Source organism: Roseateles sp. FW305-36 (assembly GCF_058787015.1).
The window spans coordinates 164293-175449 of record NZ_JBYSZK010000015.1; the positions used below are offsets into that span (position 1 = coordinate 164293).

9 protein-coding genes are annotated in these 11157 nt (G+C 68.2%); 4 read left to right on the plus strand and 5 right to left on the minus strand.

Annotated features, from left to right (window positions below; all coding sequences use genetic code 11):
- Positions 1-65: 65 nt before the first annotated feature.
- Complete coding sequence (locus AC3WOE_RS24095) at positions 66-875, plus strand: hypothetical protein (RefSeq protein WP_492693930.1); 810 nt, start codon at positions 66-68, stop codon at positions 873-875.
- On the opposite strand, the gene AC3WOE_RS24100 is transcribed toward AC3WOE_RS24095, so the two are convergent.
- The 3 genes from AC3WOE_RS24100 to xdhA are packed head-to-tail and all read right to left on the minus strand — an operon-like array spanning position 860 to position 5243.
- A complete protein-coding gene (locus AC3WOE_RS24100; RefSeq protein WP_492693931.1) occupies positions 860-1462 on the minus strand; it encodes a peptidoglycan recognition protein family protein in 603 nt (200 codons plus the stop codon). The two genes, AC3WOE_RS24095 and AC3WOE_RS24100, sit on opposite strands and share 16 nt — an antisense overlap.
- Positions 1459-3777: a xanthine dehydrogenase molybdopterin binding subunit gene (gene xdhB, locus AC3WOE_RS24105; RefSeq protein WP_492693932.1), complete on the minus strand. Its 2319-nt coding sequence runs from the start codon at positions 3775-3777 to the stop codon at positions 1459-1461. Before xdhB ends, AC3WOE_RS24100 begins: the two co-directional genes overlap by 4 nt.
- On the minus strand, positions 3774-5243 hold the full coding sequence (xdhA, locus tag AC3WOE_RS24110) for a xanthine dehydrogenase small subunit (protein ID WP_492693933.1): 1470 nt from the start codon (positions 5241-5243) through the stop codon (positions 3774-3776). The genes xdhB and xdhA overlap by 4 nt, the downstream gene beginning before the upstream one ends.
- Before the next feature lie 39 nt (positions 5244-5282).
- Here xdhA and guaD point away from each other — a divergent pair, with 39 nt between their 5' ends.
- The 3 genes from guaD to AC3WOE_RS24125 all read left to right on the plus strand — a co-directional run bounded on the left by guaD (position 5283) and on the right by AC3WOE_RS24125 (position 8810).
- Positions 5283-6593, plus strand: coding sequence for a guanine deaminase (gene guaD, locus AC3WOE_RS24115; protein WP_492693934.1), 1311 nt, complete (start codon positions 5283-5285; stop codon positions 6591-6593).
- A gap of 97 nt (positions 6594-6690) precedes the next feature.
- Positions 6691-8607: a S9 family peptidase gene (locus tag AC3WOE_RS24120; protein WP_492693935.1), complete on the plus strand. Its 1917-nt coding sequence runs from the start codon at positions 6691-6693 to the stop codon at positions 8605-8607.
- Between the two features lie 11 nt (positions 8608-8618).
- Entirely contained in the window at positions 8619-8810 is a 192-nt protein-coding gene (locus AC3WOE_RS24125; protein ID WP_056198443.1) for a hypothetical protein, read from the plus strand.
- 9 nt (positions 8811-8819) lie between these two features.
- Here the strand turns inward: AC3WOE_RS24125 and AC3WOE_RS24130 are convergent, their stop codons facing one another.
- The gene (locus tag AC3WOE_RS24130) at positions 8820-10385 is read right to left on the minus strand and encodes a methyl-accepting chemotaxis protein (RefSeq protein WP_492693936.1); all 1566 of its coding nucleotides are present in this window, start codon (positions 10383-10385) and stop codon (positions 8820-8822) included.
- A gap of 24 nt (positions 10386-10409) precedes the next feature.
- Complete coding sequence (locus tag AC3WOE_RS24135) at positions 10410-10886, minus strand: chemotaxis protein CheW (protein ID WP_492693937.1); 477 nt, start codon at positions 10884-10886, stop codon at positions 10410-10412.
- Between the last annotated feature and the right edge of the window lie 271 nt (positions 10887-11157).

The window sequence follows — 11157 nt, forward strand, 5'->3', positions numbered from 1 at the left end:
TTTGGGGGGCGTGATCTCTGAGGGGGGCTGGTTCCGCTTTGACCAGAACAACCGGGAGATCCTTCATGCGCAGACTGTTCCTGACCCTGGCCACCCTGCTTGCCGCCTCGGCCGCCCAGGCCTACGACGAGTTCGGCTACTTCACCGGGGCCTATGCCATCCCCGGCAACAGCGGCTGCACGGGCGGGGTCGCGCAGGGCGTGAACCCCTATGGGGGCTGCACGACAGGCAATCTGCCGCCGCTGACGCGTTCGCAGGCCGACCTGACCGACTACTACATGGCGGGCACCTACTCCCACGCGCTGGCCGACCTGAACCAGGCGCTGCTGATGGGCAGCGTGAACTACCCCAGCCTCAATCCCAATGGCGCCCAGGGCACGGCCAATCTGAAGGACCGCCTGACCGTGGTGGGCAACCTGCCCGCGCCCGTCAATGTCGAGGTGGATGTGCTGATCAAGTCGAACGTCCTGGCGGCCACGCAGGACGACTACAACGCCGGCATGCAGCTCAGCCTGCAGCTAGCGGACGGCACCGCGTGGGCCTATATCCGCACGCCGGGCACCTGCTTCTGGGCGCTGCGCGATGGCAACGACTGCGACAACGGCATCGGTCCGCGCAGCTTCACGCTGACCAAGTGGGTGACGGTGAGCGACAGCAACCGCAGCTTCAATCTCGCGTCGGTGCTCGAGACCATCGGTGGCGGGACACCCCTCTCCGCCGAAGCCCATATCAGCGTGCTGCTGCCCCAGGGACTGAGCTACACCTCGGCTTCGGGGGTGTTCCCCAGCGCCGTGCCCGAGCCGGCCGGCTGGATGCTGTGGCTGGCCGGGCTGGGATGCGCAGGCCTGCGGGTGCGGCGTCAGCGCGCTCCGTAGCCGCGGGTGGTGCTGGCGTCGAGTCGCTTGCCCACCTCGGCCTTGAACCAGCCCGATTCCAGATAGGCGTAGAGGTTCTTGCCCGGGCAGACCGTCTGCTGGCTGTAGTCCTTGTGGCTGGCGATGGCGTCGAGGCCGAGATGGTGCTGGCGCGCCAGCCAGGCCGTCAGTTCGACGGCGGCGTTCAACTGGGCCGCGGTCGGCTGCTGTTCCTCGAAGTTGCCCACCAGCATGATGAGGGCGTGGCCGCGCGGGTCGTACTCGGTGTTGGTGTCGCCGGCCTGGCTCAGGGGCCGCGCCGCGTAGATGCGGCCATCGGGCGCGATGACGTAGTGGTAGGGGATGTCGGCCCAGTGCTTGGTCAGGCGCGACCACTGCTGCAGCCGGCGCAGATAGGCCTCGGGGTCGCTGCCTTCCTTCCAGATCTCGCCCTGGTGATGAATGGTGATGCGGCTGATGTGCTGAGGCTCTTCGCTGGCCGCGCCCGGGCTGCCGCCCCAGGCTTCGACGGGGATGATCTGCGGCGCTCGCGGCGTGCTGGCGCAACCTGCCAAAGCCAGCAACAGCGCGAGCGTGGCCAGTCTCATCGGACGGCGTCGATCGCGTTCAAGACGGCTTCGGCCGTGGCCGGCGCGCGCAGGGGCGGGTCGCACTTCTCGGGGCCGCAGGCCGCGCAGGCATCCTTGATGGCAAGCAGGGCCGCAAAGCCCAGCAGCAGCGGCGGCTCCCCGACGGCCTTGCTGCGGTGGATGGTCTCGCTGGCGTTGGCGATGCCGAAGAGCTCGACATTCAGCTCGGGCGGGCAGTCGTTGGCGGTCGGGATCTTGTAGGTACTGGGCGCGTGCGTCGTCAGCAGGCCCGTCACGGGGTGCCAGACCAGCTCCTCCATCGTCAGCCAGCCCATGCCCTGGATGAAGCCGCCTTCGATCTGGCCGATGTCGATGGCCGGATTCAGGCTGGTGCCCACGTCGTGCAGGATGTCGGCGTGGGTGATGCGGCTCTCGCCGGTCAGCGTGTCGACCAGGGCTTCGCAGACGGCGCCACCCCAGGCGTAGTAGTAGAAGGGGTGGCCCTGCAGCTTCGTGCGATCCCAGTGCAGGCCGGGCGTGGCGTAGAAGCCGTCGCTCCAGAGCTGGACGCGCTTCAGATAGGCTGCGGCGACGAGGTCGCCGAAGGAGAGGCTCTGCCCGCCGCCGCTGACCTGGCCGCCTTCGAAAGCGACCAACTCTGCCGCGCAGCCAAAGCGCTCGGCGGCAAAGGTGACGAGCCTTGCCTTGATCTTGCGCGCCGCATCCTGCGCCGCCTTGCCGTTGAGGTCGCTGCCGGTCGACGCGGCCGTGGCCGAGGTGTTGGCGACCTTGCTGGTGTCGGTGGCCGAGCAGCGCACGCTGGACAGCGGCAGGCCGAGTTCATGCGCCACGACCTGGGCGACCTTGGTGTTCAGGCCCTGGCCCATCTCGGTGCCGCCGTGGTTCACCAGCACCGAGCCGTCGGTGTAGACATGGACCAAAGCGCCGGCCTGGTTCAGGTGAGCGACGTTGAAGGAGATGCCGAACTTGACCGGCGTGAAGGCCAGGCCCTTCTTCAGGACAGGGCTGGCGGCATTGAAGGCGGCGATCTCGGCGCGGCGCTCGGCATAGCGGCTGCTGGTGAGCAATTGCTCGGTCAGCGGCTGGGCATGCAGCTCCTCGACCTGCTGGCCATAGGGCGTCATGTCGCTGCCGGTGGCGTAGAAATTGCGCTGGCGCACTTCGGCAGCGTCCAGGCCGAGCTGGCGGGCGATGCCGTCCAGGATCATCTCGATGGCGATGGCGCCCTGGGGCCCGCCGAAGCCGCGGAAGGCGGTGTTGCTCTGGGTGTTGGTCTTGGCGCAATAGCCATGCATGGCCACATGCGGCAGCCAGTAGGCATTGTCGAAATGGCAGAGGGCCCGGGCCATGACGGGCGCGGACAGGTCGGCGCTGTGCCCGGCGTTGGAGACCAGGTCGATCTCGGCGGCCAGGATGCGGCCGTCGGCGTCGAAGCCCACGTCCCAGCGGTAGTCGAAGCCGTGGCGCCGGCCGGTGACGAGGAAGTCATCATCGCGGTCGACGCGCAATTTGACGGGCTTCTTCAGCTTCAGCGCGGCGATGGACGCCACGCAGGCGAAGAGGGCCGATTGCGACTCCTTGCCGCCAAAGCCGCCGCCCATGCGCCGGCATTGCACGGCGACACGGTGGGCATGCCAGCCCAGGCAGTGGGCGACGAGCTGCTGCATCTCGCTGGGGTGCTGGGTGGAGCAGTGCACCAGCAGGCTCTCGCCGCCTTCCTGGGGCACGGCCAGGCTGATCTGGCCTTCGAGATAGAACTGCTCCTGGCCGCCCAGGCTCCAGCTGCCCTGCAGGCGATGCGGCGCCGTGGGCAGATGCTGGTCCGGCTCGCCGCGCGTCAGGTGCATGGGCGGCAGCACGTATTGGCCTTTGGCATGCGCGTCGAGCGCGGTCAGCACCGGCGGCAGCGGCTCGGCCTGGATGACTTGCTTGGCCAGGCCCGCGGCGCGGCGCGCCAGTTCGCGATTCGTCGCGATGACGGCGAAGACGGGCTGACCGACATAGCGCAACTCGTCAGACGCCAGGATGGGATCGTCATGCAGCAGCGGGCCGCAGTTGTTCTCGGCGGGGATGTCGGCAGCGCTGAAAACGGCGACGACGCCTGGCATCTTGCGGATGCGCTCCAGGTCCACGCCGACCAGCTTGCCGTGGGCGATGGGCGACAGGCCCAGGGCCGCATGCAGGGTGCCGGCGGGTTCGGGCAGGTCGTCGGTATAGGGGGCGGCGCCGCTGACATGCAGATGGGCCGACTCATGCGGCGTCGACTTGCCGACGACGGGTTGAGCGATGGGCAGGGCTTCGGGCTTGTTCATGCCGCCACCTCCTGCATCGAGGGCCAGATGCCGATGGGGATGGCCCCGGCGGTCTCCAGCCACAGCTTGGTGAACAGGTTCTGCGCCACCTTGAGCCGGTAGTCGGCGCTGGCGCGCATGTCGGTCATGGGCTTGAAGTCCTGGGCGAGGGCAGCGGCAGCAGCCTTGGCGGCGGCTTCGGTCCAGGGCTGGCCGATCACAGCGGCTTCGGCTGCTGCGGCGCGCTTGACGATGGCCGCCATGCCGCCGAAGGCGAAGCGAGCCTCCTGCACGACGCCCGCATCCAGCCTCAGGCCCAGCACGGCGCAGACGGCCGAGATGTCGCTGTCATGCCGCTTGGCGATCTTGTGGGCGCTGAAGCGCCAGTCGGCCGAGGGCAGAGGGACGTGCATGGCCTCGACGAATTCGCCGGGCTGCAGGTCCTTCTTCATGTAGTCGAGATAGAAGTCCTGCAGCTTGAGGCGGCGCTGCACGGTGCCGCGGCGCAGGAGGATGTCCGCGCCCAGGGCGATCAGGGCCGGCGCGCCATCGCCGATGGGCGAGCCGTTGGCGATATTGCCGCCCAGCGTCCCCGCATGGCGCACCGGCGGCGACGCGAAGCGCAGCCACAGCTCGCGCAGGCGCGGCACCGCGGCGGTCAGCGCGGCCCAGCTGTCTTCCAGCGAGGCGGCGGCGCCTATCCACAGGCCACCGTCTTCCTGGCGGATCTCGCGCAGCGCGGCAACGCGGCCCGTGTAGATGACATCGCCCAGGTCACGGAACTGCTTGTTGACCCAGAGGCCGACGTCGGTGGAGCCGGCCAGCAGCGTGGCCAGGGGATAGGTCTCGCGCAGCAGCGCCAGGTCGGGAAGGCTCTGCGGCGCATGGAAGCGGGCGCCGCCGTGGGCGTAGTCCAGCGGTGCGTCCGACGCCAAGGCCTGCAGGGCCGCCGCGAGGGGCGCGCGGTCCAGGCAGCGGGCCGGGCCCTCGAACATCTGCTCGCCGGCGTCCAGGATGGGCCGGTAGCCGGTGCAGCGGCAGAGGTTGCCGGCCAGGGCGTCGGCCAACTGCTGGCGCGTGGGTTGGGTGCCGGCCGTCTGGTGGGTCTCGTAGCAGGCCGTCAGGCTCATGACGAAGCCGGGGGTGCAGAAGCCGCACTGCGAGCCGTGGCAGGCTACCAGGGCTTCTTGAGCGGGATTGAGCTGCTCGGGGCCGCCCAGGTCTTCCACGGTCAACAGGGCGCGGCCGTCCAGCGTGGGCAGGAACTGGGTGCAGGCGTTGACGTTGCGCAGCTCCAATTGGCCGTCGGCGCCCAGTTCACCCTGGATGACGGTGCAGGCGCCACAGTCGCCCTCGGCGCAGCCTTCCTTGGTGCCGGTGCAGCCGGCATGCTCGCGCAGGTACTGCAGCACGGTGGTCGTCGGGGGCAGGTTTCCCACCTCGACAACCCCGCCGCGATGGAAAAAACGGATGGGTCGGGTATTCATGCTGCTCTGAATTGTGGTCCGTTGATCCAGAATTGCCACATGAGTTTTACTAACCAGGAAAAATTCGCCACAAACCCGCCGCGCCGATGGACCTTGCGGGGCGATCTGCTCGATTTCACGGCCGCACCACGCTGGGGCGACACCGAATCGTCGGCGGTGCGCTTCGACCGCGACCACTGGCTGCTGATCGAGGACGGTCGCATCGTCGGCCGGCAAGCCGAGGCGCCTGACGACTCCTGGACGCGCAAGGACCATGCCGGCCAGCTGGTGCTGCCGGGCTTCATCGACACCCATGTCCACTGCCCCCAGTTGGAGGTCATAGCCTCCTATGGCACCGAGCTGCTGGACTGGCTCAAGCGCTACACCTTCCCCGCCGAGACTGCCTTTGCCGATCCCGCCCGCAGCCATGCCGGCGCCGAGGTCTTCCTGGACGCCCTGCTGGCCAGCGGCACGACCTCGGCCGTCGTCTTCCCGACCGTCCACAAGGTCTCGGCAGAGGCCCTGTTCGACAGCGCCGCCGCCCGCGGCATGCGCCTCATCACCGGCAAGGTGCTGATGGACCGCCATGCGCCCGACGGCTTGAGGGACGATGTCGTGCAGGCCGAGAAGGACTGCATCGACCTGATCAGTCGCTTCCATGGCCGCGATCGTCTCGCCTACGCCGTCACCGTGCGCTTTGCGCCGACCAGCACACCCGAGCAGCTCGCCATGGCGGGCGCCCTGTGCCGCGCCGACGCCAGCCTGTACATGCAGACCCACGTCGCCGAGAACCGCGCCGAGGTGGCCTGGGTGGGCGAGCTCTTTCCGCGGGCGCGCAGCTATCTGGACGTGTATGACGACGTCGGCCTGGTGCACCCGCGCTCGGTGCTGGCCCATGGCATCTACCTGGACCCGCACGACCGCGTCGTCATTGCCGAACGCGGCGCCCAGATCGCCCACTGCCCGTCGAGCAATCTCTTCCTCGGCAGCGGTCTGTTCGACTGGCGCGATGCCGCCTTCAACATCAGCCTGGCCTCGGACGTCGGCGGCGGCACCTCGCTGAACCTGCAGCGCAATATGCAGGACGCCTACAAGATCCAGGCCTTGCGCGGCGAACGGCTGACCGCCTGGGCGGCCCTGCACGCGGCCACGCGCGGCGCGGCCGAGGCCCTGCAGCTGGGCGAAGAGATCGGCGGCCTGTCGGTGGGCCAGACGGCGGACATCTGCGTGTGGGACTGGGCCACCGGCCCGGTGGCCGAGGCGCGTGATGCCGTGGCGCGTGAACTGCACGAACGCGTCTTCGCCTGGATGACGCTGGCCGATGAGCGCAACCTGGCCGCTTGCTACGTCGCCGGCCGTCCCAGGGTCTGAACCGCCTGTCCCCCGATTCCGCCGCTTCGTCACAACCCTGATGGGAGAGGGCGAGGGCGCTGGCTAGAGTCTGCCCACTCATTTCAACGGAGACTCCATGAGCCGACCCCTGCTGACCCTCGTCGCATCGCTGGCCCTGCTGGCTGCTGCACCTCAGGCCGCTACCGCCGCTGACAAGCCGGCCGCCGCCGCCAAGGCGCCCAAGCGTTACACCATCGAGCAGTTCATGGCCACCGTGAACATCGGCGGTGCCAGCTTCTCGGCGGACGAGAGCCGCATCCTCTTCCACAGCAACGAGACCGGCATCTTCAACGTCTACGCCATGCCCGTGGGCGGCGGCAAGCCGGTGCAGCTGACGAGCTCCAAGACCGACAGCCATTTCTCCGTCGGCTTCTTCCCCGGCGACGACCGCTTCCTCTACACCCGCGACCAGGGCGGCAACGAGCTCAACCACCTCTATGTGCGCGAGCTGGACGGCAGCGAGAAGGACCTGACGCCGGGCGACAAGCTCAAGGCCTCGTTTGCAGGCTGGAGCGGCGACGAGACGGCCTTCTATGTCACGACCAACGAGCGCGACGCACGCTTCTTCGATCTCTACCGCTTTGATGCCAAGACCTATGCCCGTACCCTGGTCTTCAAGAACGAGGCCGGCTGGGAAGTGGCCGACCTGAGCCGCGACGGCCGCTGGCTGGCCCTGGCCAAGGTCAACACGACGGCCGACTCCGACGTGCACCTGGCTGACCTGAAGAGCGGCGAGATCAAGCACATCACCAAGCACTCGGGCGTGGCCCAGTACGCGCCGCAGGACTTCACGCCCGACAGCAAGGAACTGCTGATGACGAGCAACGATGGCGGCGAGTTCACCCGCGTCGTCGCCTACGACATCGCCAGCGGCGCCACCCGTGAGGTCGAGAAAGCCGACTGGGACGTGGCCTACACGGCCTTCTCCAAGGATGGCCACCACCGCGTCACCGGCGTCAATGCCGACGCCAGCATCGCGCTGCGCCTGTACCGCGACGGCTTGGCCCTAGCCCTGCCCAAGCTGCCTGGCGGCGAAGTGCGCGGCGTGAGCTTCTCGCGCAGCGGCAAGCGCATGGCCTTCTACGTCAACGGCGACCGCTCGCCCAACAACCTCTTCGTCGCCGACGTCGGCTCCAACGCCGCGCCCAGGCAGCTGACGCAGAGCCTGTCCAAGGACATCGACCCCAACGAACTGGTGGATGCCTCCATCGCCCGCTTCAAGAGCTTCGACGGCATGGTCATCCCGTCGGTCTACATGCTGCCCAAGGAGGCGTCACCGACGCACAAGGTGCCGGCCATCGTCTGGGTGCACGGTGGCCCCGGCGGCCAGACCATGCGCGGCTATTCGGCCCTGATGCAGTACTTCGTCAACAACGGCTATGCGGTGCTGGGCATCAACAACCGCGGCAGCTCGGGCTATGGCAAGAGCTTCTTCACGGCCGACGACGGCAGGCATGGCCGTGAGCCGCTGTGGGACTGCATCGAGGCCAAGACCTTCCTGGCCAGCACCGGCGTCATCGACCCCGAGCGCATCGGCATCGTCGGCGGCAGCTATGGCGGCTATATGGTGCTGTCGGCCATGGCCTTCCGCCCGGAGGCCTTCAAGGTCGGCATCGACATCTTCGGCGTGGCCAACTGGATCCGCACGCTGGAGAGCATTCCGCCCTACTGGGAGACCTTCCGCCAGGCGCTGTACCAGGAGATCGGCGACCCGGTGAAGGACCGCGAACGCCTGATGGCCACCTCGCCCCTCTTCCATGCCGGCGAGATCAGGAAGCCGCTGATGGTCATCCAGGGCGCCAACGACCCGCGCGTCATCAAGCCCGAGAGCGACGACATCGTCGCCGCGGTCAAGAAGAACAACGTGCCGGTGGACTATCTGGTCTTCGACGATGAGGGCCACGGCTTCTCGAAGAAGAAGAACACGCTGGAGGCCAACCGCCGCATGGTCGAGTTCCTCGACAAATACCTCAAGCCCGGTCTGGGCAAGTAAGGAGAGAAGCGATGTTCAGCTTCCTGCTCTGGTGCATCCTGTTCGTGATCTGCTGGCCGCTGGCCATCCTGGCCCTGCTGCTGTGGCCGCTGGTCTGGCTGATCACCCTGCCGTTCAGGCTGCTGGGCATCGCGGTCGATGGCGCCTTCGGGCTGCTGCGCGCCATCGTCATGCTGCCGGCCCGTGTGCTGAGCGGGCGCTAGCCGCCCGACCTAGGCAGCGCGCAGGGCCGCATCGACCCTGAAGATGGCGACGGCTTCGGCCAGCGACTGGGCCTGCTGGGCCAGGCTGGCCGCCGCCGCCGCACTTTCCTCCACCAGGGCCGCGTTCTGCTGGGTGACCTGGTCCATCTGCGTGACGGCGATATTGACCTGCTCGATGCCGCGGCTCTGCTCGCCGGAGGTGCCGGCGATCTCGTCGATCAGGTCGTTGACCTTGCGAACCTGGGTCACGATTTCCTGCATGGCCTGGCCGGCCTCGGCCACCTGGCGGCTGCCGGCCTCGACGCGGTCGGCGCTGGCACCGATCAGGGCCTTGATCTCCTTGGCGGCCTCGGCGCTGCGCTGGGCCAGCACGCGGACCTCGTTGGCGACGACCGCGAAACCCCGCCCCTGCTCGCCGGCACGCGCCGCCTCGACGGCCGCGTTCAGCGCCAGGATATTGGTCTGGAAGGCGATGCCGTCGATGGTGCCGATGATCTCGACGATCTTGCGGCTGCTGGTGCTGATCTCGTCCATGGTGCCCACCACCTGGCCCACCACGTCGCCGCCGCGGCCGGCCGCGGTGCTGGCGTGAGCCGCCAGGCCGCTCGCGGTACGGGCGGTGTCGGCACTCTGGCGAACGGTGGCCGTCAACTGCTCCATGGAGCTGGCCGTCTCCTGCAGGCTCGAGGCCTGCTGCTCGGTGCGGCTGGACAGGTCCTGGTTGCCGGCGGCGATCTGGCCCGAGGCCGTCGTCACCGAGTCGATGCCCGAGCGAACCTCTCCCACCAGCTGGCGCAGGGCGCCGACGGTGTCGCCGAGCGCGCGCTGCAGGTCTCCGACCTCGTCACCGCGGTCCGCCTTCACCTCGACGGTCAGATCGCCCGCCGCCACCGTCTTGAGGGCGCCCACGACCTCGCCCAGCGGCCGGGTCACCGAACGGGTCACGGCGATGCCCGCCGCAATCGCCACGACGAGGCCCAGCACGGCGCCCAGCATGGTCATCAGGCTGACGTTGGCAATGGTGGCGAGCGTGGACTCGCCGGAGGCTTCCATGAGCTGCTCCTGGAGGGCCGTCAGCTCCTCCAGGCGCTTCTGGTAGGCCAGCTGGCGCGGGCGCAGCTTCTCCAGCAGCACCGCCTTGGCGGCGGCGAGTTCGCCCGCCTGCACGAGCTTCACCAGCTCCTCTTCCTCGGCGATGAAGCCGGTGCGCTCCTGCTGCACCTTCTCGAAGAGGGCCTTGCCCTCAGGCCTGTTCAGCTTGGAGCGCAGTTCTTCATAGGCCCTGGTGACACGCTGGCGCGACTGCAGCAGCGTCTGGATTTCCTGCTGGCGCTGCGCCTCGCTGTCCATGATGACGAGGTTGCGGACGATGCGGGCATGCAGGTTCACGTCATCGCCGATCTCGTTGATGATTTTCACCTTGGCGTAGCGGTCATGAAGGACGGTCTCCATGTCGCCGCGAACAGCCGTCAGGCCCAGTCGGGCCGTGACGGCCATCGCGGCCATCAGTGCGGCGACGAGGGCGAAGGCGATGGTGAGTCGCGCGCCGATGCGCAGATTCTTGATGCGGTTCATTTTTTCTCTCCCTGGGGTGGATGCTCAGAGGTCGCGCAGCAGCGCGGCCAGATCGATCAGCAACAGCAGGCGCTGACCGGCGCCGGCTTCGAGCGGGGCCAGGCCGACGATGAAATCCGTGTCGGCCTGAACGCCCAGGCTGGGGCGGGGCTGGACTCGCGAAGGGTCCAGGGGCGCGACATCGGAAACCGAGTCCACCACCAGGCCGAGGACCCGTCTCCCCACCTTCACGACGATGGTCACGGTGTCGCTGCCGGTTTCGGCGGGCAGGGCCAGCAGCCGGCGCAGGTCCACGATCGGCACGATGACGCCGCGCAGGTCCATCACGCCGCGAAGGTGGCTGGCCGCGTTGGCGATGCGCGTCGGCGCTTCGTAGCGGCGGATTTCCTGCACGGCCAGGATGTCCATGCCGTAGTCCTCGGTCCCGAGGCGGCAGGTGAGCACCATGCGGGGCGTGGCCGCAGCGACGGCGCTGTGTTCGATGACGGTGATGGCGGTCATGTCGTCCTCTGCCGGCATGCGCTGGCGGGTCTGGGTCAATGGAAAGGCTGCGTTAGTGCCGCCTTGGAGCCGAGAGTAGGACGTCGAATCAGGGAGGCGCTTGATCGGGATCAATGCCGGGCCGGCCGCGCCGCGTTAGGCGATAACCACGTCACGCAATCGTGGCGTTATCCCGCATCGCGCCGTGGCCTAGATGTGAAGGTTCAATAGGTTGTTGCGGGTGTTCACCCGGCGAGGTTTTGAGAGACTGGAAATCGCCAAACCCCCAGTC

Coding starts and splice junctions, on each gene's coding strand:
- AC3WOE_RS24095 (WP_492693930.1), top strand. CDS start 66: ATGCGCAGACTGTTCCTGACCCTGGCCACCCTGCTTGCCGCCTCGGCC.
- AC3WOE_RS24100 (WP_492693931.1), bottom strand. CDS start 1,462: ATGAGACTGGCCACGCTCGCGCTGTTGCTGGCTTTGGCAGGTTGCGCC.
- xdhB (WP_492693932.1), bottom strand. CDS start 3,777: ATGAACAAGCCCGAAGCCCTGCCCATCGCTCAACCCGTCGTCGGCAAG.
- xdhA (WP_492693933.1), bottom strand. CDS start 5,243: ATGAATACCCGACCCATCCGTTTTTTCCATCGCGGCGGGGTTGTCGAG.
- guaD (WP_492693934.1), top strand. CDS start 5,283: ATGAGTTTTACTAACCAGGAAAAATTCGCCACAAACCCGCCGCGCCGA.
- AC3WOE_RS24120 (WP_492693935.1), top strand. CDS start 6,691: ATGAGCCGACCCCTGCTGACCCTCGTCGCATCGCTGGCCCTGCTGGCT.
- AC3WOE_RS24125 (WP_056198443.1), top strand. CDS start 8,619: ATGTTCAGCTTCCTGCTCTGGTGCATCCTGTTCGTGATCTGCTGGCCG.
- AC3WOE_RS24130 (WP_492693936.1), bottom strand. CDS start 10,385: ATGAACCGCATCAAGAATCTGCGCATCGGCGCGCGACTCACCATCGCC.
- AC3WOE_RS24135 (WP_492693937.1), bottom strand. CDS start 10,886: ATGACCGCCATCACCGTCATCGAACACAGCGCCGTCGCTGCGGCCACG.